We start from the raw sequence: 20541 nt of genomic DNA, 5'->3' as shown, positions 1-20541 counted from the left end.
GTGTGAGCGGCCCCAGACGATGCTTCAATGCGCGTTGCGCACAGGTGGGTATCCGGTGCGCTAGGAATCGCTTGCCAGCATGTCGCGCACCCGCGTCGCCAGATGATCGACGGAGAATGGCTTGCTGATCATGTCCATGCCGGTATCGAGAAAGCCGCTGCTGGCCGCCTGCTCGGCGTAACCGGTCATGAACAGCACACGCAACCCGGGGCGGTGCTGACGCGCGATGTCGGCCAGCTGGCGACCGTTCATGCCCGGCAAACCGACGTCTGAGATCAGCAGGTCGATGTGCTCGCCGCTTTGCAGAATCTTCGCTGCGGCATCGCCTTCGGCTGCTTCCAATGCGCGGTAACCGAGCATACCCAATACGTCCAACACCAGCAGACGCACGGCGGGATCATCCTCCACCACCAGCACGGTTTCACCCTGCAGTGCCTGTGGGGCCTGTTTCGAGGGCTCGGACAGCGCTGCTGGCGAAGCCATCCCTTTGTACGCTGGCAAATAGAGCGTGACCTCGGTGCCGTTGCCCGGTTCGCTGCGGATCTGCACGTGACCGCCGGCCTGGCGCGCGAAGCCATAAATCATCGACAGGCCGAGACCGGTGCCCTGGCCGATCGGTTTGGTGGTGAAAAATGGCTCGAAGGCCGCAGCCAACACCTTGCGTGTCATGCCGAAACCGCTGTCGATCACACTGAGGCTGACGTAGCGCCCGGGTGCCAGCTCGCCCACCTCCGATGGGCGCTGCAGATGCACGTTGGCGGTGGCGATGTACAGGCTGCCGCCGTCGGGCATGGCGTCGCGGGCGTTGATCACCAGATTGAGCAGAGCGCTTTCGAGCTGGTTCTCGTCACTGTTGGCCGGCCACAGATCCGGCGCCAACATGGCGTCGATCAGAATATGACTGCCGAGGGTGCGCACCATCAGGTCGCGCATCGATTCGACCAGGGCATTCAGATCGACTCGCTTGAGATTCAGCGGCTGGCGCCGGGCGAAGGCCAGCAGTCGATGGGTCAGTGCGGCGGCGCGATTGGCCGAGTTCACCGCGGCATCGATGAAACGCTGGGTTTCGCCGTGGCGGCCCGACTGGTTGTACCGCTGGATCAGATCCAACCCGCCGATGATACCGGTGAGCATGTTGTTGAAATCGTGGGCGATGCCGCCGGTGAGCTGGCCCACTGCTTCCATCTTCTGTGCCTGGCGCAGGGCTTCCTGTGCCTGTTCGCGGCTGGCCATTTCAGTGACCAGCCGCTCATAGACTTCGGCCAGGGCCTCGGTACGTTCCTGCACCCGGCTTTCCAGCGTCTCGTTGAGTTCGCGCAGTGCCTGCTCGGCCTGCCAGCGCTCGGTGACGTCCTGCGCCAGGACGAAGAATCCCTGTACCTGCCCGTTGGCATCCCGACGTGGCAGGTATTGCACCTGGCTGTGGCGTTCCTGGCCGTCACGGTGTGGACTCGAGGTCTCGAAGCTGATGGTCTGTCCGGCGAGGACCGCTTCGATATGGTTCTGGCGCAGCGCGTAGCCTTCCTCGCCAAGCACCTCGCGCACGGTTTTGCCCCGCAGCCATTCGGGTGAATGCCCGAACCATTCTTTGTAATAGTGGTTGTTGAAACGAAAACGCTGGTCTCGATCGATGTAGCCGATAAGGATCGGCAGCGCATCGGTGATCATACGGATCTCCGCTTCGCTGCGGCGCAGCGCTTGTTCCTCGCTATGGCGCAGGCACACCAACTGCCCGCCGACTACCTGGCCATCCCTGATCGGGCTGAGGGCCAGATCGAACCAGGCGGCGGCCCCGTCGGCGGTACCGTCCTCTGAAAGACGGTGGTTGCGTAGCAGACACGCCTGGCTCCGGTCGCTGGTTTCGCGGGCTTCGATCAGCTCGGGCCAGATGGCACCCCAGGTGATGGCGACGGGCGCACCCAAAGCGTCAGGATGGTAACGGCCGATCAGCGCGGCATGGGCATCGTTGTACAGCTGCAAGCCGGTCTCGCCCCATAGCACGCACATGGGCAGCGGCGCGTCGAGCAGCGTGTCGAGAAGGATTCGCAGCGGGACGGGCCAGTTTTCGATCGGGCCCAGTGGCGTTGCGCTCCAGTCGTGGCCGCGGATGCGTCCGCTCATTTGACTAGTACCGGCCGGCCAGGGCTCTGGGTTTACTGCCATAGGTTGTCCATCGATGCGCGACGAGCAATTTCGCCGGTCGTCGCGTTTATGCGGCATCGGATGCCTGGTGCGGCGCAGCCGGAGGCTGGGCCTCGTTGTCTTGTCTGTTTGGACGCATCGCCATCCTAATCATTCCTGTCGAATGGCCACTGGCTTATGGGCGACCTCGGGCCGCTGTAATTAAGTCATCACAGCGGCGGTTCAGGCCGATATCCCTGCAGGCTGCGGATCAGCTCCAGGTAATCGTTGACGGCTGTGAATTCTTCGGTATTTTTTTGCCCGCGCCGGCTGTCCGGTTCGCTGACGGCCAACAGGTACGCGATGCCGAAATCACGAGCGCTGCGCAAAACAGGCAGACTGTCGTCGATGAACAGCGATGTGGCCGGGTCGAAGTCCAGATCCGCCTTCAGGGCGTCCCAGAACTGTGCCTGCTCCTTTGGAAATCCGTAGTCGTGAGAGCTGATCAGGCGGTCGAACCAGGGCGCCAGTTCGATTCGCTCGAGCTTCAATGACAGCGAGTCGCGATGGGCATTGGTGATCAGCACCACCCGCTTGCCTGCATCACGCAGGGCGGCGAGGAACTCGTCGGCGGCTGGCCGCAGGGCGATCAGGTCGGCGATTTCGCGCTTCATTTCGCGAATCGGCAGGTTCAGCTCGCGGGTCCAGAAATCCAGGCAATACCAGGTGAGCTTGCCTTCGTGCTCGTTGAATAACGGAGCCAGCTCCAGTTCGGCCATGGCGTAGCTGATGCCGTGCAGTTCGGCGTAACGTTGCGGCAGGAATTCGAGCCAGAAATGATTATCGAAATGCAGGTCCAGCAAGGTGCCGTCCATATCCAGCAGGACGGTATCGATGTCGGACCAGGGCAGTGAAGCGATCATGGCAGGCTCTTTTTTTCGGCGATTGATGCAATGGTGCGGCAGTGGTCGGTTCGATGCAAAGCGTTCACGGCGATGGCAAAAAGGCGGGTTATGATTGCGGTTCGCGTTTCAAGGATATCCCCATGCGCCAGAAACCTACCGTGCTTGCCCGTGAGATCGTTGCCACCAGCCGTCTGTTCCGTGTCGAGGAGCTGCAGCTGAGGTTTTCCAATGGTGTCGAGCGCACCTACGAACGGCTGGTTGGCCAGGGCACCGGCTATGGCGCGGTGATGATCGTCGCGCTGGATGCCGACGGACGGGCATTGCTGGTCGAGGAATATTGCGGCGGCACCGATACCTATGAGCTGTCGCTGCCCAAGGGCCTGATCGAGCCGGGCGAAGACGTGCTCGATGCTGCCAACCGCGAGTTGAAGGAAGAAGCTGGTTTCGGTGCGCGCCGCCTCGAATTGCTCACCGAGCTATCCCTCTCGCCCGGCTACATGAGCCAGAAAATTCAGGTGGTCCTGGCCCGCGACCTTTATCCCGAACAGCTGCCAGGCGACGAGCCGGAGCCGATGCGCGTCGACCGGATCGATCTGCGCGAGTTGTCGAGCCTGATCCAGAACCCGCAATTCAGCGAAGGACGCGCTCTGGCGGCGCTGTATCTGGCGCGGGACCTGCTGACCGAGCGAGGGGAGTACGTCCGATGAGTCATCCGTATCTGGCCAGGGTCATCGACCTGGTGCGCGACGCCGGGCAGGCGATCCTGCCACATTGGCGCAATGAGGTACGGGTGCACGAGAAGGCGGACGCCTCGCCGGTGACCGCGGCCGACATGGCGGCGCATCACCTGTTGGCCGACGGCCTGCGTGCGCTGGATCCGAACATTCCGGTGCTGTCCGAAGAAGATTGCAATCTGAGCCTGGCCGAGCGCGCCGGCTGGACCCGCTGGTGGCTGGTCGATCCGCTGGATGGAACCAAGGAATTCATTGCCGGCAGCGAGGAGTTCACCGTCAACGTGGCGCTGATCGAGCAGGGGCGGGTGCTGTTCGGCGTGGTAGGCATTCCGGCCAACGGCCGCTGTTACTACGGCGGCGCCGAATTCGGTGCCTGGCGTGCCGAAGCCGATGGCGCGGCCCAGCCGTTGCAGGTGCGCCATGAACCGGCCGAGGGGTTCACCGTGGTCGCCAGCCGTCGTCATTCGAGCCCGGCGCAGGAGCAGTTACTGGACGGGCTGCGCCAGCGCTTCGGCGAGCTGGTGCTGGCCAGCGTCGGCAGTTCGTTGAAGTTCTGCCTGCTGGCCGAGGGCGCTGCCGACTGCTATCCGCGACTGGCGCCAACTTCGCAGTGGGACACCGCCGCCGCCCAGGGCGTGCTCGAGGGTGCAGGGGGCGAGGTGTTGGACATTGGCGGCGCCACGCTGACGTACGAGGCACGTGAAAGCTATCTCAACCCATCCTTCCTGGCGTTGCCACGCGGTGTGGCGTGGCGTGCCGGGCTGATCGAGCTGGCGAACCGCTGAGTCGCTGGGCTATCGGTCATTACACTGAACGCGGTCCGGTTCCGCCAATGCAGTGCGCACCGTGGCCAGCCGGGGGCCTGAGTCGGATCGCTGGAGCAGCGCAGTGTCATTGAAAACCCCTGTCGGGATACGTCAATGGATCTGGCGCGCCTTCGTTCAAAGCGCGCTGATTCCGCTGGTGCTGGTCGAGGTGGTGCTTATCGCGGCCTACCTGCTGACCAACACGGCCATCCGCGATGCGCAGATCGAGTATCTACGCGAGACAGCGCTTGCCGAGCTGCAAGCGGCGGTGGACCGCGAAGCGCGGATCATCAGTCAGCAGTTGCAGCAAGTGGCGAGTACCACCGCCCTGTTTCGCAATTTCACCCTCCGTGCGCTGGAGGACGACAGCCCGGTGCCGCCTGCATCGCTGACCCTGAGTGAGGGTGGGGTGCGCTATAGCCCGATCGATAACGGCGGCGCGGCCAGTTTCTACTCCGCCGCCACCGCGCCCGAGCAGCAGGATCTGGAAAAGGTGGCGCGCTTGCACCGTCTCGATCCGCTGATGAAGGAGTTGCACGCCGGCAACCCGCTGATCGCCAGCCTCTATTTCAACAGCTGGGACAGCTATAACCACATCTACCCCTGGTTCAACACCGCGGAACAGTATCCGCCGGACATGGACATCCCCCGCTACAACTTCTATTACCTGGCCAACTCCTGGCAAAACCCGGCGCGGCGGGTGGTCTGGACCGACGTCTACCTGGATCCGGCTGGGCACGGGTGGATGATGTCAGCCATCGCGCCGGTGTATCGAGGCGATTTCCTGGAAGGGGTCAGCGGTATCGACGTCACGGTCAGCGGCATTCTGCAGCAGATCGGACGTCTGCGAGTGCCTTGGAACGGTTATGCCATGCTGGTCAGCCGCGACCTCGACATCATGGCCCTGCCCGAGGCGGGCGAGCGCCAGTTCGGCCTCGCTGAGCTGACCGAGCACTCCTACGACGAAGCGATTCGGCGAGAGATCTTCAAGCCCGAGGATTTCCGTCTCGGGCGTCGTCCGGGTACTGACAAGCTGGCCAGCGCCGTCGCCGCGCAGGCTGACGGGGTGCAGCGCCTGAGCCTCGATGATGGTCGGCAGCTGGTAGCCTGGGCCACGGTGGAGCCGACGGGCTGGCATCTGCTGGCGGTGGTGGACGAGGCTGCGGTGTTCAGCCAGACCACGACCCTGGCCAGCCATTATCGGCAGATCGGCTATTTGCTGATTGCCGGCCTGCTGCTGTTCTATCTGCTGTTCTTCGCCTATATGTGGCTGCGTGCACGGCGGCTCAGCCAGGCGCTGCTTGCGCCCATCGCCAGCATCTCACGGATGATGGGACAGATCGGCCAGGGTCAATGGCGGCCTCAGTCGGTCTCGTCCAATATCCGTGAACTGGACGATCTGGCCCAGCACACCCAGGCCATCGGTGGCCAGCTGGAGCTCAGCGAGGCGCAGCGGACGCAGATGCAGAAGCGTCTCGAACTGGTGCTCGAGAGCTCGACCGAAAGCCTCTGGGAAAACGACATGCGCAACGCCACCCTGCAGCTGCGCGGGCGCCTCCCGTACCGCTTCGGCTTGCCCTCGTCGAAACTCGCCTCGGCGCAATTTTTCCAACGCATCCATCCGCGCGATTTGCCTCGCGTGCGTGCCGAGCTGGCGCGTATGCAGTCGGGAAATGCTACGCGCTATGAATGCGAGTTCCGCTTTGCCGACGCGCTCGGCGAATATCACTGGCTGCTGAGTCGCGGCCGCGTGCTCGAGCGCGATCCGCAGACAGGCGAAGCCACGCTGTTGGCGGGTACTCATGTCGACATCGATGCGATCAAGCGGGTCGAAGAGGATCTGCGCCATGCCACGCAACAGGCCCAGGCGGCCAACGAGGCCAAGACCCATCTGATTTCCAGCATCAGCCATGAATTGCGAACACCGCTCAATGCCATCCTCGGCTTCGCCCAACTGATGCGCATGGACTGTTCCCCTGAAACCGACCCGGAGGCGGCCGACTATCTCGACGAAATCCTGCTGGCCAGCCGCCACCTCAATCAGCTCCTCGCTGACATCCTCGACTGGTCGAGCCTGCAGGCCGAGCGGCCGCGGCTGGAGCTCAAGCGGGTGGAGGTCTGTGCGCTGATGCGAGAGTGCGCCGAGCTGGTCGCGCTTGATGTCCAGCGTCATGATCTGCAGCTGGAATTCGACCTGCCGGCGTCACCCATCGAGGTGCTGGCCGAGCCGAGACGGCTGCGCCAGGTGTTGCTCAACCTGTTGTCCAACGCGATCAAGTACAACAACCCGTCCGGCCGGATACGGATGTCCATCGAAACGGCTGCCGGGCAGGTAAGGCTGATGGTCGAGGACACGGGACTGGGCATCGACGAGGCGTTGCAGGCGCAATTGTTCGCGCCGTTCCAGCGTCTAGGACGTGAGAATTCGAATATCCAGGGCGCCGGTATCGGGCTGTCGCTGAGCCTGGAATACGCCAAGCTGATGGGAGGCAGCATCGGTGTGAAGAGCAAGCTGGGTGCCGGGAGCCTGTTCTGGGTCGCGCTGCCGGTGCTCGAGCCGGAGCCTGTACTGCCGCCCCACGAGCGGCCGCGGATCGTCTACGTGGAAGACGATCCGGCCAGCCAGCTGCTGGTACGCAAGGCGTTGGCCGACATCGGTGAAATCAGCGTGATCGATAACGGCCGGACCGCCCTCAAACATGTGCTCGCCGATCCGCCGGAGTTGTTGCTGCTGGACCTCAATCTGCCGGAACTCAAGGGCAAGGAATTGCTGGCGCTGCTACGCCAGACGCCGGCTACCCGGGAGGTTCCGGTCATCGTGCTGAGTGCGTCCAGCGAGCTCTCTGAGGAGATCAACTGTCAGGCTCGCCTGGCCAAACCGCTGGACCTGGACGAGCTGCGCAGGCAGGTCCGCGCCTGTCTGCAGCGCTGAACCTCAGCCCGGACTGAGTCGCCGATACCGCTAGTCGGCACGCTCGCCGCAAAGATCGAGGGCGAACCAGTGTTCGGTTTCTGCCTGTGACAAACCCGCGCCGAGCAGCGCGAACAGCTTGCCCAGCGCGGCTTCACGGGTCATGCCACCGCCGGAGATCAACCCTGTGGCCGCCAGCGTGCTGCCGGCGGCGTAGATGCCGAACTCGACGTGACCTTGCGGGCACTGACTGATTGCTGCCAGCACCACACCACGCTCATGTGCATCCTTCAATACCGCCAGCAGCTCGGCATCGTCCGCCGGGCCCGTACCGCTGCCGTAGCATTCGAGTAGCACACCTTGCACGCCGCAGGCCAGCAGGGCGCGTAGATGTGACGCCTCGATGCCCGGGTAGAACGGCAGCACCGCAAGGCTGACCGACCGGCGCGGCTGGCGATAGTCGAGCGTGGCCGGGATGCCTGGCGCACGTTTACCCTGACGCAAACGAGGCGCGACACCGAAGGCATCCAGCGTCGCGGTACCGCGTTTGCTGGCCCGCACGCCGGACATCAGCTTGCCACTGAAGTACAGATATACCCCCGGCTCGATCCCGGCCTGCAGTGCCTGCATGGCGCCGAAGAGGTTGCTCCAGGCATCGCTGTCAGGCGCACCGGCCGGCAGCATGGCGCCGGTCAGCAGCACCGGCACCTCGAGCCCGAGCAGCAAGAAGCTCAGGGCGGCAGCGCTGTAGGCCAGGGTATCGGTGCCATGCAGCACCAGCACGCCATCGCAGCCGTCCTGCTCGACGCCGGCACGAATGGCCTCGACCATGGACAGCCAGTTGGTTTGGTTCATGTTGGCGCTGTCGATTGCTGGCAGCAGCTCGCGGAATAGCCAGTTGGGTAACGTCAGCTGAGGTTGCTGGTCCTGCTGCTCGCGTAGCCTGCCGGCGAAACCAGAGGCGGGCATCAGGCCTACGGCGCTTTGTTGCATGCCGATGGTGCCGCCGGTGTACAGCACCAGAATGTTTCTGGAAGCCACCATGTTGGTCTCCTAAGAACACAGGAGGCCGTACAAACCGTATGAAAAGCTACTGCGCTCGGTCATGCTGCGTTAAAAACAACCTCAAAAATGCTCATTTACAGCACGTAAACTGCGCTTTTTCGGCTGTTTTTGCCTTGCCTGACCTTCGCTCGCTACGTTTTCACACGGCCTGTGTGGCCTCCTGTTCGTACCCGCTGCGGGCGCTTAGCGCTGCTGCACCGGGGAGGCGGTTGCCGATCCCGTGGCAGGCGATTCACTGGTGCCGCGGGCTGGCCAGACGGTCGGGTCCAGATCCAGATCGGCGAAGTTCTTCGGATCGAACACCGGAGACTCCACGCCCGCATCACGCTGGCTGTCGTAGTCGCGCATCAGGCGCAGCCCAACCTTGAACAGCAGCGCCAAGGCGATCAGGTTGCAGATCGCCAGCAGACCCATGGTGACGTCGGCAAAGCCGAACACCGTGCCCAGGTCCTGGATCGAGCCCCACATCACCAGGCCGATCACCATGACGCGGTAGACCTGCACCGGCCAGCGCTTCTCAGTGAAGAAGCCCAGCGCATTCTCGCCGAGGTAGTAGTTGTAGATCAGGGTGGTGAACACGAACAGCAACAGCGCCACGCTGATGAACACCCGGCCCCACTCACCGACAACGGCCGCGACGGCAGTTTGCGTCAGGACCACACCGGCCATCTCGCTGCCCGGCTCGAATACGCCGGAGAGGATGATGATCAGCGCGGTGCAGCTGCACAGCACGATGGTGTCGATGAACACGCTCAGCGACTGCACGATGCCCTGTGCCACCGGGTGCTTGACCTCGGCGACTGCGGCCACGTTGGGCGCGCTGCCCAGGCCGGCTTCGTTGGAGAACAGACCGCGCTTGACGCCCATGATGATCGCCGCGCCGATGCCACCGGCGAATGCCGGTTCGAGGCCGAAGGCGCTACGGAAGATGGTGCCGAAGGCGGCAGGGATATCGCCGGCATTGCTGCCGATGACGAAGATCGCCATGGCGATGTAAGAGAACGCCATCACCGGAACCAGCACGTCAGCGAACTTGGCGATGCGCTTGATGCCACCGAAGATGATCAGGCCGATCACCACCATCAGCACGATGCCGCTGACGAAGGTCGGCACGCCGAAGGTATCGTTCATCGAACTGGCGACGGTGTACGACTGCACGGCGTTGAAGCCGAAGCCGAAGGTCACCAGCAACAGCAGCGATACCACGATACCCAGCCAGCGTTGGCCGAGGCCGTGCTGGATGTAGAACGCCGGGCCGCCGCGATAGCCGCCGTCGGGTTCACGGCGCTTGTACAGCTGCGCCAGGGAGCACTCGAAGTAGCTGGTGGCCATGCCGACCAGGGCCACAATCCACATCCAGAAGATCGCGCCTGGGCCGCCGAGCATGATGGCGACCGAGACACCGGCGATGTTGCCGGCACCGACGCGGCCGGCGACGCTGAGCATCAACGCCTGGAATGAACTGAGCTGGCCCGGCTGGCGTTTGAAGGCTTCGCCGAAAATCTTAAACATGCTGCCGAAGTAGCGGAACTGGACGAAGCGCGAGGCGATGGTGAAGAGCAGGCCGAGGCCTATCAGCATCACGATGAGCAGCTTGCTCCAGATGAGATCGTTGAGAAGATCGAGCATGCGGAAGGGTCTCTCTTGTTGTTTTGGACGAATGTAAGGACGCAGCCGGGGAATGGTTGGCCAGATGCCTCAGTGATGCAATTGCGCGGATCGCGGCGAACTGACGCGAGTTGATGCTAGAATCGCGCCGCTCGCATCACTGGGATCGACCATGAAAGACCACCTCGGCGCCAATCTCAAGCTGCTCTGCAGCCATTACCGGTCGATTGCCGAGGTGTGCCGCAAGCTTTCGATCAACCGGGCGCAATTCAACAAGTACCTGAATGGCCAAAGCCGCCCCACTGCGCACAACCTCAAACGCATCTGTGATTTCTTCGGGGTCGAGGGCTACGAGCTGAGCCTGCCCGGTGAACAGTTCGCGCAGTTGATCGGTCTGCGACGAAACGATCAGGAGCGCATCGCCGCCAGTGACCCGCTGCTGGAGTTGTTCCAGCCGATGCGCGACAACGCCAACAGCCTGTCCCGTTACTGTGGCTACTACTTCGAATATGCCAATTGCATGTCGGTGCCGGGGCAGATCCTGCTGTCGCTGGTGCATCTACGCGAGGATCGCGGCAGCTTCGTCTTCGAACGCCAGGAACGTCAGGAACAGTCGCGTCCCGACAATCCCAAACAGGAAGACGGCGTGGTGCGCTGCCGCTACCTGGGCGCCGCCTTCTATTTGCAGGATCGACTGTTTCTCATCGACTACGAGTCGCTGACCGACAACGAGATGAGCCAGACCATCCTGATTCCCAGCTTCAAGAGCCGTATCAGCCGCCTCAATGGCTTGAAAACCGGTGTCTCCAGCGGAGACCGACGTACGCCGGCCTGTACTCGCGTGGTCTGGGAGTACCTGGGTACCGAGATCAACCGGGTCAATGCCTACCGGCAGGTAATGCTCTACGGGCGGGATGATCCGCGGATCGATCCGGAGATCCGCGATCGGTTGGCCTCAGCGCAAATGCGTGACGGCTTGTTCGAGATCGAGTAGCTGGTGGCGCTTGCGGGTCCGGCACGAAGGTGCCTTCCGCGAGGTCGCTGCTGATTCAGCAGAGTTCGGGGTGCTTGACGCAGCTGCCGTAACCCTCGGTCTTCATCTGATCCAAGGCGCTTTGCAGGCGAGTGATCACTTCATCGGGCGTGTCCTTGTTGAGGGCCAGGTACAGCGGCGACGAGTTGAACACCAGCACCGTGTTCAGGCCGCTCACGCCCTCCTGCTTGGCGTAGTAGCGCCACACCGGGTCGGACGTCGCCCAGAGGTCGATCTTGCCGATGAGCAACTTCTGCAGGTTTTCCTGATCGCGCAGCGCATTGACCGGTGCAAGACCCTGAGCCTCCACGCGCTGACTCACCGCGCTGCTCTTGTAGGCACCTATCTTGTACCCCTGGGCCTGGGCGAGGCTGGTCAGCTTGAGGTTCGAGCCGGGTGCCGAGAGCAGGACGCTTTCGTACTGCGCGATGGGGCCGACCCACTTGAACAGCGACCGGCGCTCATCGGTCATCGACGTCGAGAACAGGCCGTGGTTAGGCAGATCCAGGGTCGATTGGTAAATGCGATCCCAAGGAAAGCGTAGCGTCATCGAATAAGCGATGCCGGCGCGCTTGAACATCTCGCGCACGGTGTCGGCGCTGATGCCATGGATATGCTCTTCCTTCGCGAAGTTCTTGCCGCCCTCCGCCATGTTGAAGGGCGGAAAGTTCTCGGTCTGCAGGACCATCTCATAGCCTTTCGGGAGCTCCGCCTGGGCGAACGGTGCGGCGATGAAAGAGCTGAGCAACAGGGTAAGCGTGAGTAGTTTGCGCATGAGGCCTCCAGGAAATCGGCGGAGTCTACGCAAGGGCTGAAAACGGCGGCTTGTGCCGTATCACGCTTTAGCCAGCGGGGTCGACGCCGCTTCGCCCGGATCGCGGCGTTTGTCTGCGGGTTTGCTGGACCGCCGAGTCAGAGCGGCCCAGCGAGGCTCATTCCTTGTTGCTGCTGTTGTATACGTCTTGATCCAGCTCGTTCTCGCTGCGCCCGACCAAGGTAGTGGTCATCAGGTCACCGGCGACGTTCACCGTGGTGCGCGCCATGTCGAGGATCCGGTCGATGCCGGCGATCAACGCCACACCTTCGAGTGGCAGGCCGGCCGAAGTCAGTACCAGTCCGAGCATGATCAACCCCGCACCAGGGATGCCCGCGGTGCCCACTGATGCCAGGGTCGCGGTGAGGATGATCATTAGATACTGCCCGGCATTGAGGTCGATGCCGAACGCCTGAGCGATGAAAAGCGCCAGCACGCCCTGATAGATGGCGGTGCCGTCCATGTTGATGGTGGCGCCAACGGGGAGTACGAAGCCCGCCACGCCTTCGGACACGCCGAGATTCTTGCGTGCGCATTCGATGGAAACCGGCAGGGTGCCGGAACTGCTCGAAGTGCTGAACGCAACCGCCAGTGCCGGTGCAATGCCCTGCAGGAACCGCAGCGGGCTCAACCGCCCCACTAGTCCGAGCAGGCCGCCATAGACGAGCAATACATGGGCAATGCTAGCCAGGTAGATCACGCCGATGACGCCGGCCAGGGGCAGCAGCACTTCGGCGCCGTGGCTGCCGACCACGCCGGCGGTCAGGGCAAAGACCCCGATCGGCGCAACGCGCATCACTAAATCGGTGAGCTTGTAGAAGGTCTCGGCTAGGCCATCGAACAGCCGCACCGCCGGCGCCGCGCGTTCACCGACCAGATTCATGCTCACGCCCAGCGCAATGGCGAAAACGATGATCTGCAGGATATTGCCTTCGGCGAATGCAGTGACCGGGTTGCTCGGGATCAGGCCGACCAGGATGCTGACCAGAGACGGCGCCTGCTTGGCCTCGCCGGTGGTGCTGGCCACCATGCTCATGCCCTCGCCGGGGCTGAACAGCGCACCAAACAGCAGCCCGATGCTGACCGCGAACGCGGTGGTGATCAGGTAGATGGCGATGGTCTTTACGCTGATCCGTCCCAGTTTGGCGCTGTCCTGCATGGAGGTGATGCCGGCCACCAGCGAAACGAATACCAGCGGCACGATGAGCATCTTGATGGCATTGAGAAACAGCGTGCCGATCGGTGCCAGAACCAGCGCGTCCTGCTTGAAAACGAGGCCGGTGACGATGCCCAGGCCCAGGCCGATGAGGATCTGCTGCCACAGGGCCAGGCGGCCGAGCAGGCGCAGGGGATTAGCGAGAGTGGTGCTCTGATTCATGCGGATACCTGTTTGTTGTTCTTATTGAAACGAGCCGTTTGTGGCGGCTCGGTATGTAAGGGCGCCCGGCACAGCGGGCGCCTTTACAGCGGGAAACACCAGCGCGTCAGGCCTTCAGCGGCACCAGCCGCGGTGCGATCATGTTTTCCGGACGCAGGATGTCGTCGAGGGTGGCGTCGTCCAACAGCTGCTCCTCGCGCACCAGCTCCAGCACGCCGCGGCCGCTGAGCAGCGCCTGGCCGGCGATGCGGGTGGCGTTTTCGTAGCCGATGTAGGGGTTCAGCGCGGTGATCAGGCCGATGGAGTTTTCCATCAGACGACGGCAGTGGTCCTCGTTGGCGGTGATGCCGACGATGCAATGCTCGCGCAGCATGTCCATGGCGCGCTGCAGCAGGCGGATCGAGTCGAACAGCTTGAAGGCGATCAGCGGCTCCATGACGTTGAGCTGCAACTGCCCGGCCTCGGCAGCCATGGTCAGCGCCAGGTCGTTGCCGATCACTTCGAACGCCACCTGGTTGACCGCCTCTGGAATCACCGGATTGACCTTGCCCGGCATGATCGAACTGCCCGGCTGGCGCGGCGGCAGGTTGATCTCGTTGATGCCGGTGCGCGGGCCGCTGGAGAGCAGCCGCAAGTCGTTGCAGATCTTCGACAGCTTGACCGCCAGACGCTTGAGCATGCTCGAGAAGGTGACGAAGGCGCCCATGTCCGAAGTGGCTTCGATGAGGTCGGCGGCGGGTTTCAGCGGATGCCCGCTGATGGTCGCCAGGCGTTGCACGGCCAGGGCTTGATAGTTCGGGTCGGCGTTGATGCCGGTACCGATGGCCGTTCCGCCGAGGTTGACCTCGACCAGCAGTTGCGGGGCGATCAGGCGAAGGTGCTCAAGGTCTTCACCGAGCGTGGTGGCGAAGGCGCGGAATTCCTGGCCGAGGGTCATGGGCACGGCGTCCTGCAGCTGGGTGCGACCCATCTTGAGAATGTGCGCGAACTCGGCGGACTTGCCAGCGAAGGCCTGCACCAGGCTGTCGAGGCTGGCCAGCAGGGTGTCGTGGCCCAGCAGCAACCCCAGGCGGATAGCCGTGGGATAGGCGTCGTTGGTCGACTGCGCCATGTTCACGTCGTTGTTCGGGTGCAAGTGGCGATACTCGCCCTTGGCGTGGCCCATGTATTCCAGCGCCAGGTTGGCGATCACCTCGTTGGCGTTCATGTTGGTCGAGGTGCCGGCACCACCCTGGATCATATCGACGACGAACTGATCGTGATGCTCGCCGCGGATCAAGTGCGCACAGGCCTGGCTGATCGCCAGGTGCTTGGCGTCGCTGAGGTGCCCCAGCTCGCGGTTGGCGTCTGCCGCCGCCTGCTTGACCATCGCCAGCGCGACCACCAGCTTCGGGTAGTGTGACAACGGCACGCCGGAAAGATGGAAATTGTGCACGGCGCGTAGGGTCTGGATGCCGTAATAGGCATCGGCAGGTACTTCGAGCGAGCCAAGCAGATCTTTTTCGAGGCGGAAGGATGCAGCGGAGGACATGAGGTTCTCATCCGAGAGAAAAGCGGCATTTGCCGCGAAGGCCGCTACCATAGGGCTGAGGCCCTTTCTCGGCCAATGCCGTTAAACACTGGCCTATGCACAATCGGCATAATTGCGGTGTGACGCCGTTAGGCTGGCGAGCGATATTGCGCTTCATCCCGATCCCATTCCCAGCCTGCCAGGAGCCGGCATGAACATCGAAACCAAGTGGCTGGAAGACCTGGTCGCACTGGCGGCTACTCGCAGCTTCTCCCAGGCCGCCGAGCGACGCTTCGTCACCCAGCCGGCCTTCAGCCGGCGCATCCGCAGCCTGGAGAACACCCTGGGCCTGACCCTGGTGAACCGCGCCCGTACGCCGATCGAGCTGACCGAGGCGGGACAGCTGTTCCTGGTCACGGCACGCAACATGGTCGAACAGCTGGGCGAGGTGGTGCACTACCTGCACAACCTTGAGGGGCAACGCGGCGAGGTGTTGCAGATCGCCGCTGCGCATTCGCTGGCGCTCGGTTTTTTTCCAGGTTGGTTGGCCCGGCTACGTCTCGATGGTGTGCCGGTCAACAGCCGGCTGGTGGCGACCAACGTCGGCGAGGCGGTGCATTCCCTGCGCGAAGGCGCCTGCGACCTGATCCTTGCCTATTACGATCCGGATGCCGCGCTGCAGATGGATCCGGAGCTGTTTCCGTCGTTGTCGCTGGGACGTACCGAGATCGTGCCGGTCTGCGCTGTCGATGACGCCGGCAGGCCGCTGTTCGATCCCGACAGCGGCCAGACCGTGCCGCTGCTGGCCTACAGCGCCGGCGCCTCGCTGGGTCGGTCGGTTAATTTGCTGCTGCGTCAACGCGGCCTGCGCTCGTCCACGGTGTACGAAACGGCGATGGCCGACAGCTTGAAAAGCATGGCGATGCAGCGGCTGGGCCTGGCCTGGGTGCCACGGCTCTCCGTAACCGCCGAGTTGGAGCGTGGTGAGCTGGTGATCTGCGGAGCCGAGCATTGGCGGGTGCCGCTGGAGATTCGCCTGTATCGCTGTGCGCTGGTGCGCAAGGCGCCGGTGCGACTGCTCTGGCGCAAGCTGGAAAGCGGCGCGGGTCAGGTTGCTGAGATGGCGGTCGAGGATTGAGTTGGGCCCGGACACGAGCTTGGCGCATCCGGGCCTGCGCTTAAAGGCTCAGAACAATGCGTCCCTCGATGGTCCCCGCGCGCATCTGGTCGAAGATCTGGTTGATGTCGTCCAGTTTGCCAGCATGGATAGTCGCCTTGACCAAGCCTTCGGCGGCGAAATCCAGCGCTTCCTGCAGGTCGGCGCGGGTGCCGACGATCGAGCCGGTAATGCTGATGGCCTTGAGCACCACATCGAAGATCGGCGTGGGGAAATCGCCTGGCGGAAGGCCAACCAGCGCGACCGTTCCGTGACGGCGAGCCATGCCGATGGCCTGGCCGAAAGCGCCGTTGGACACCGCAGTGACCAGCACCCCATGCGCCCCGCCGATGTCGCGCTGGACGATCGCCACCGGGTCTTCGCTGCGGGCATTGATGGTCAGGCTGGCGCCGAGCTTCTTCGCCAGTTCCAGCTTGGCGTCGTCGACGTCGACCGCCACCACGTGCAAGCCCATCGCCTTGGCGTATTGCACCGCGACATGGCCCAGCCCGCCGACACCGGAAATCACCACCCACTGGCCGGGACGGGCGCCGGTCATCTTCAGGCCTTTGTAAACCGTGACGCCGGCGCAGAGGATCGGTGCAATCTCATCGAACGCGACCTTGTCCGGCAAGATGCCGACATAATTGGGATCAGCCAGGACATATTCGGCGTAGCCACCGTTGACTGAATAACCGGTGTTCTGTTGCGCGGTACACAGGGTTTCCCAGCCGGTCAGGCAATGCTCGCAGCAGCCACAGGCGGTATAGAGCCAGGGCACGCCGACGCGATCGCCTTCCTTGACCCGTGTTACGCCGCTGCCGACAGCGGCGACGTAGCCGACACCTTCATGGCCTGGAATGAAGGGCAGGGTAGGGCGCACCGGCCAGTCCCCTTCGGCCGCGTGCAAGTCGGTATGGCAGACGCCACAGGCTTCGATCTTTACCAGTATCTGCCCGGCGCTCGGCAGCGGGACCTTCACTTCCTCGATACGCAATGGTTCGCCGAAGGCATGCACCACGGCGGCTTTCATGGTCTGGGTCATTGGGGAGTCTCCTTTGCATCGGAGCCGCCAGTCTGCTCCCGACCCCGGGGGCGCACCATTGACTTCGAGCAATACCCGCCGCGATCGACGGCGTGGCCGGACGTACGGTCGCGGGTGCCGGCGGGCGGGGGCTTGCGCTATACTGCGCGGCCTTCGGTCGGACCGGTTCCGGCCATGTACCTGCACGGCCGCGCTGTTTTCAGCGCGGCCGTTGTTCCTGATGCGCCCGCAGGCGCCGAAGAGAGGCACGACGATGACCGCACTGGTAGGCGTGATCATGGGCTCCAAGTCCGACTGGTCCACCTTGAGCCACACCGCAGACATGCTGGAAAAGCTCGGCATTCCGCACGAAGTCACCGTGGTGTCAGCGCACCGCACCCCCGATCTGCTCTTTCAGTACGCCGAACAGGCCGAAGGGCGTGGCCTGCGCGTGATCATTGCGGGCGCCGGCGGCGCCGCCCATTTGCCCGGCATGTGCGCGGCCAAAACCCATCTGCCCGTGCTCGGCGTGCCCGTGCAGTCCTCGATGCTCTCGGGCGTGGATTCGCTACTGTCCATCGTGCAGATGCCCGCAGGTGTGCCGGTCGCTACCCTGGCCATCGGCAAGGCAGGCGCGATCAACGCCGCACTGCTCTCGGCCAGCATCCTTGGCCATGAGTTCCCCGAGTATCACGCCGCGCTGAAGAAATTCCGCGACGAACAGACTCAAACCGTGCTCGACAACCCGGACCCGAGGGACGCGTAAATGAAGATTGGCGTGATCGGTGGCGGCCAACTGGGCCGTATGCTGGCCCTGGCGGGGACGCCGCTGGGCATGAACTTCGCCTTCCTCGATCCGGCACCGGATGCCTGTGCTGCCGCCCTGGGCGAGCACCTGCGTGCCGACTACAGCGACCAGGACCACCTGCGCCAGCTGGCCGACGAGGTCGATCTGGTGACCTTCGAGTTCGAGAGTGTGCCAGCGGAGACCGTTGCGTTTCTCTCGCAGTTCGTCCCGGTCTACCCGAGCGCCGAAGCGCTGCGTATCGCCCGTGATCGCTGGTTCGAGAAGTCCATGTTCAAGGATCTCGGCATCCCGACGCCCGAGTTTGCCGATATCCAATCCCAGGCCGATCTCGACGCCGCGGCGGCCAGCGTCGGCCTGCCGGCGGTGCTCAAGACGCGCACCTTGGGCTATGACGGCAAGGGCCAGAAGGTCCTGCGCAAGCCGAGCGATGTCGCCAATGCCTTCGCCGAGTTGGGCAGCGTACCCTGCATTCTCGAAGGCTTCGTGCCGTTCACCGGGGAAGTCTCGTTGATCGCCGTGCGTAGCCGCGATGGCGAGGTCTGTTTCTATCCGCTGGTTCACAACACCCACGAAGAAGGCATCCTGCGGTTGTCGGTCGCCAGCAGCAATCACCCACTGCAATCGCTGGCCGAGGACTACGCCGGGCGCGTGCTGACCAAGCTGGATTATGTCGGTGTGCTGGCTTTCGAGTTCTTCGAGGTCGACGGCGGGCTCAAGGCGAACGAGATCGCGCCACGCGTGCACAATTCCGGGCACTGGACCATCGAGGGCGCCGAATGCAGCCAGTTCGAGAATCACCTGCGCGCCGTGGCCGGTCTGCCGCTGGGCTCGACCGCCAAGGTCGGCGAGAGCGCCATGCTCAACTTCATCGGTGAAGTGCCGGCCGTGGAGAGTGTCATCGCTGTCGAGGACTGCCATCTGCATCATTACGGCAAAGCGTTCAAGGTCGGTCGCAAGGTCGGCCATGCCACGCTGCGCTGTCCCGACCGTGCCACGCTGGACCGACAGATTACCGCGGTCGAATCGCTGATCAGCCGCGACTGAACTCCGGCCGTCCGGCTTGATGTGATCGCCGGCGAACTGGCTGGCTCGCCTCAGGTCCGAGAATACGTAACACATTTTTTCGGACCTGAGGAGATCGCCAAATGGGCATCATTGGAACCATCATCATCGGCCTGATCGTCGGCCTCATCGCACGTTTCCTGAAGCCAGGCAACGACAGCATGGGTTGGATCATGACCATCCTGCTGGGTATCGGCGGTTCGCTGCTGGCTACCTATGGCGGCCAGGCGCTCGGTCTCTATGAGGCGGGTGAGGGAGCAGGCTTTATCGGCGCCGTGGTCGGTGCGATCATTCTGCTGGTGATTTACGGCATGGTTACCAGCCGTAAGCACTGATCCGCTCGGGGCCGTGCCTGGCGGCCCCGTTTTCCTACCGTTCGGTTGCCATGCGCCAGATATTTCTCTTCCTGCTGCTGTGCTGTGTCTCCTTCGTCCAAGCCGCTCCGGCGGAACTCGACTGGCTCGAGCTGATGCCTGCCGAGGACCGCAAGGCGCTGGAAGAAATGCCGGAGATCGAGCACAACTCCCCTGAAGCCGGTGGTTTCAGCGATCAAGGCGGACTCAAGCAAGGGAGCGGCCTGCCAGCGGTGATGTATTCGGCCAAGACCGTGCCGTCATTGAATGGCAAGCAGGTGCGTCTCGGCGGCTATCCCGTACCGCTTGAAACCGACAGCAAGGGCCGCAGCACTGAGTTCTTTTTGGTGCCTTATCCCGGCGCCTGCATCCACGTTCCGCCGCCACCGCCGAACCAGATCGTCATGGTTCGCTATCCGAACGGGATTACCCTGGAAGATATCTATGCACCGCTCTGGGTTGACGGCACGCTCGCGATCGAACCGGTGAGCAATGATCTGGCCGATGCGGCGTATGTGATATCGGCGGCCGAGGTGACACTGGTGGACGAAAGTGACCTCTAAGTCGAAACGCAGTCCGATTCCCCTCGATCAGACCGAGCGTGAGGCTTTCCGCGCGCTCGCAGCCCGGACCGAAGGCATTGACGTGTCGGTCTATCAGAAATTCGATAAGGACCCGTTGGAGCCGATCATCGGCCTCGGTCGGGCGGACGCGCCCATCGCCTTCTTCGGCCGGGATCCGGGACGCGAGGAGGTTCGCTATGGCGAGCCCTTCATCGGTGGCGGTGGTCAACTGGTACGGCGTTCGCTCTACCGGCATCTGCACGGCGAAGACATGCCGGATTTCGAGGCGAGCCGGGCGGTCGGTGCGGGCTTTTTCTGGATCAATACGGTGCCCTACAAACCACTGGGCAATCGCGCCTGGTCGATGGCGGTCAAGCGTCGTTTTCATCCGCTGATGCGCCGGGTGCTGATCGACAACTGGCGCGGTCGCGACATCGTCACGCTCGGGCGCGAAGCCTTTCTCTGGTTCGGCTTGGAACAGCCGCGCGAGGTGCGCCGGCAGCTCGAAGAGTTCTGGCAGCGTGAAGACCGTTTCACGGCCTGTTTCGATATTGAGCTGGCAACGGAACAGGGCACTACGCGAGCGTTTCGTCTGCATCCGCTTCCACATCCCTCGCCGCGCAACCGTGCCTGGTTCGAACGCTTTCCGGCGCTGCTGGAGACACGTCTGCAGCAACTGCTCGATTGAGC

The 20541-nt window shown here is 63.2% G+C and carries 18 protein-coding genes; 10 read left to right on the top strand and 8 right to left on the bottom strand.

Annotated features, from left to right (window positions below; genetic code table 11):
- Positions 1–60: 60 nt before the first annotated feature.
- Both UF78_RS20995 and yrfG read right to left on the bottom strand, forming a co-directional pair.
- A complete protein-coding gene (locus tag UF78_RS20995) occupies positions 61–2163 on the bottom strand; it encodes a hybrid sensor histidine kinase/response regulator (protein WP_045164145.1) in 2103 nt (700 codons plus the stop codon).
- Between the two features lie 188 nt (positions 2164–2351).
- Positions 2352–3041, bottom strand: coding sequence for a GMP/IMP nucleotidase (yrfG, locus tag UF78_RS20990; RefSeq protein ID WP_230623730.1), 690 nt, complete (start codon positions 3039–3041; stop codon positions 2352–2354).
- A 125-nt stretch (positions 3042–3166) separates the two neighbouring features.
- Between yrfG and nudE the strand changes: the two genes are divergently transcribed.
- The 3 genes from nudE to UF78_RS20975 all read left to right on the top strand — a co-directional run bounded on the left by nudE (position 3167) and on the right by UF78_RS20975 (position 7498).
- Positions 3167–3733 (top strand): ADP compounds hydrolase NudE, encoded by a 567-nt coding sequence (gene nudE, locus UF78_RS20985; RefSeq protein ID WP_045164383.1) that lies wholly within the window; start codon positions 3167–3169, stop codon positions 3731–3733.
- Positions 3730–4545, top strand: coding sequence for a 3'(2'),5'-bisphosphate nucleotidase CysQ (gene cysQ, locus UF78_RS20980; RefSeq protein ID WP_045164143.1), 816 nt, complete (start codon positions 3730–3732; stop codon positions 4543–4545). The genes nudE and cysQ overlap by 4 nt, the downstream gene beginning before the upstream one ends.
- A 103-nt stretch (positions 4546–4648) precedes the next feature.
- Positions 4649–7498, top strand: a complete 2850-nt coding sequence (locus UF78_RS20975; protein ID WP_045164142.1) for an ATP-binding protein — start codon at positions 4649–4651, stop codon at positions 7496–7498.
- 30 nt (positions 7499–7528) lie between these two features.
- Here the strand turns inward: UF78_RS20975 and UF78_RS20970 are convergent, their stop codons facing one another.
- Both UF78_RS20970 and UF78_RS20965 read right to left on the bottom strand, forming a co-directional pair.
- Entirely contained in the window at positions 7529–8521 is a 993-nt protein-coding gene (locus tag UF78_RS20970) for an asparaginase (RefSeq protein WP_045164141.1), read from the bottom strand.
- Positions 8522–8725: 204 nt separating this feature from the next.
- Complete coding sequence (locus UF78_RS20965) at positions 8726–10171, bottom strand: alanine/glycine:cation symporter family protein (protein ID WP_045164140.1); 1446 nt, start codon at positions 10169–10171, stop codon at positions 8726–8728.
- A 151-nt stretch (positions 10172–10322) separates the two neighbouring features.
- Between UF78_RS20965 and UF78_RS20960 the strand changes: the two genes are divergently transcribed.
- Positions 10323–11144, top strand: a complete 822-nt coding sequence (locus UF78_RS20960) for a helix-turn-helix domain-containing protein (protein ID WP_045164139.1) — start codon at positions 10323–10325, stop codon at positions 11142–11144.
- A 55-nt stretch (positions 11145–11199) separates the two neighbouring features.
- Here the strand turns inward: UF78_RS20960 and UF78_RS20955 are convergent, their stop codons facing one another.
- The 3 genes from UF78_RS20955 to UF78_RS20945 form a co-directional block, all read right to left on the bottom strand.
- Positions 11200–11958, bottom strand: coding sequence for a substrate-binding periplasmic protein (locus UF78_RS20955; RefSeq protein ID WP_045164138.1), 759 nt, complete (start codon positions 11956–11958; stop codon positions 11200–11202).
- A 157-nt stretch (positions 11959–12115) separates the two neighbouring features.
- On the bottom strand, positions 12116–13375 hold the full coding sequence (locus tag UF78_RS20950; protein ID WP_045164137.1) for a dicarboxylate/amino acid:cation symporter: 1260 nt from the start codon (positions 13373–13375) through the stop codon (positions 12116–12118).
- Between the two features lie 106 nt (positions 13376–13481).
- Entirely contained in the window at positions 13482–14906 is a 1425-nt protein-coding gene (locus UF78_RS20945) for an aspartate ammonia-lyase (RefSeq protein ID WP_045164136.1), read from the bottom strand.
- Between the two features lie 190 nt (positions 14907–15096).
- Between UF78_RS20945 and UF78_RS20940 the strand changes: the two genes are divergently transcribed.
- On the top strand, positions 15097–16023 hold the full coding sequence (locus UF78_RS20940; protein ID WP_045164135.1) for a LysR substrate-binding domain-containing protein: 927 nt from the start codon (positions 15097–15099) through the stop codon (positions 16021–16023).
- Positions 16024–16063: 40 nt separating this feature from the next.
- Here the strand turns inward: UF78_RS20940 and adhP are convergent, their stop codons facing one another.
- Positions 16064–17086, bottom strand: a complete 1023-nt coding sequence (gene adhP / locus UF78_RS20935; RefSeq protein ID WP_045164134.1) for an alcohol dehydrogenase AdhP — start codon at positions 17084–17086, stop codon at positions 16064–16066.
- Positions 17087–17339: 253 nt separating this feature from the next.
- On the opposite strand from adhP, the gene purE reads away from it, so the two are divergent.
- From purE to UF78_RS20910, 5 genes are all read left to right on the top strand, one after another.
- Positions 17340–17831: a 5-(carboxyamino)imidazole ribonucleotide mutase gene (gene purE, locus UF78_RS20930; RefSeq protein WP_045164133.1), complete on the top strand. Its 492-nt coding sequence runs from the start codon at positions 17340–17342 to the stop codon at positions 17829–17831.
- Positions 17832–18917, top strand: a complete 1086-nt coding sequence (locus tag UF78_RS20925) for a 5-(carboxyamino)imidazole ribonucleotide synthase (RefSeq protein WP_045164132.1) — start codon at positions 17832–17834, stop codon at positions 18915–18917.
- Between the two features lie 101 nt (positions 18918–19018).
- Entirely contained in the window at positions 19019–19270 is a 252-nt protein-coding gene (locus UF78_RS20920; protein WP_025243550.1) for a GlsB/YeaQ/YmgE family stress response membrane protein, read from the top strand.
- Positions 19271–19320: 50 nt separating this feature from the next.
- On the top strand, positions 19321–19851 hold the full coding sequence (locus UF78_RS20915; RefSeq protein WP_045164131.1) for a DUF3299 domain-containing protein: 531 nt from the start codon (positions 19321–19323) through the stop codon (positions 19849–19851).
- A gap of 16 nt (positions 19852–19867) precedes the next feature.
- The gene (locus UF78_RS20910) at positions 19868–20539 is read left to right on the top strand and encodes a uracil-DNA glycosylase family protein (protein WP_045164382.1); all 672 of its coding nucleotides are present in this window, start codon (positions 19868–19870) and stop codon (positions 20537–20539) included.
- Positions 20540–20541 lie beyond the last annotated feature (2 nt).

The sequence above is a fragment of the Stutzerimonas stutzeri genome (genome assembly GCF_000952685.1).
GTDB classification, from domain to species: domain Bacteria; phylum Pseudomonadota; class Gammaproteobacteria; order Pseudomonadales; family Pseudomonadaceae; genus Stutzerimonas; species Stutzerimonas stutzeri_E.
Note: the sequence above shows the minus strand (reverse complement) of the source record. Positions and strands in the feature narration are given on the sequence as shown.

Coding starts and splice junctions, on each gene's coding strand:
- adhP (WP_045164134.1), bottom strand. CDS start 17,086: ATGACCCAGACCATGAAAGCCGCCGTGGTGCATGCCTTCGGCGAACCA.
- purE (WP_045164133.1), top strand. CDS start 17,340: ATGACCGCACTGGTAGGCGTGATCATGGGCTCCAAGTCCGACTGGTCC.
- UF78_RS20950 (WP_045164137.1), bottom strand. CDS start 13,375: ATGAATCAGAGCACCACTCTCGCTAATCCCCTGCGCCTGCTCGGCCGC.
- UF78_RS20940 (WP_045164135.1), top strand. CDS start 15,097: ATGAACATCGAAACCAAGTGGCTGGAAGACCTGGTCGCACTGGCGGCT.
- UF78_RS20995 (WP_045164145.1), bottom strand. CDS start 2,163: ATGGCAGTAAACCCAGAGCCCTGGCCGGCCGGTACTAGTCAAATGAGC.
- UF78_RS20970 (WP_045164141.1), bottom strand. CDS start 8,521: ATGGTGGCTTCCAGAAACATTCTGGTGCTGTACACCGGCGGCACCATC.
- nudE (WP_045164383.1), top strand. CDS start 3,167: ATGCGCCAGAAACCTACCGTGCTTGCCCGTGAGATCGTTGCCACCAGC.
- UF78_RS20915 (WP_045164131.1), top strand. CDS start 19,321: ATGCGCCAGATATTTCTCTTCCTGCTGCTGTGCTGTGTCTCCTTCGTC.
- UF78_RS20920 (WP_025243550.1), top strand. CDS start 19,019: ATGGGCATCATTGGAACCATCATCATCGGCCTGATCGTCGGCCTCATC.
- UF78_RS20965 (WP_045164140.1), bottom strand. CDS start 10,171: ATGCTCGATCTTCTCAACGATCTCATCTGGAGCAAGCTGCTCATCGTG.
- cysQ (WP_045164143.1), top strand. CDS start 3,730: ATGAGTCATCCGTATCTGGCCAGGGTCATCGACCTGGTGCGCGACGCC.
- UF78_RS20925 (WP_045164132.1), top strand. CDS start 17,832: ATGAAGATTGGCGTGATCGGTGGCGGCCAACTGGGCCGTATGCTGGCC.
- UF78_RS20960 (WP_045164139.1), top strand. CDS start 10,323: ATGAAAGACCACCTCGGCGCCAATCTCAAGCTGCTCTGCAGCCATTAC.
- UF78_RS20955 (WP_045164138.1), bottom strand. CDS start 11,958: ATGCGCAAACTACTCACGCTTACCCTGTTGCTCAGCTCTTTCATCGCC.
- UF78_RS20945 (WP_045164136.1), bottom strand. CDS start 14,906: ATGTCCTCCGCTGCATCCTTCCGCCTCGAAAAAGATCTGCTTGGCTCG.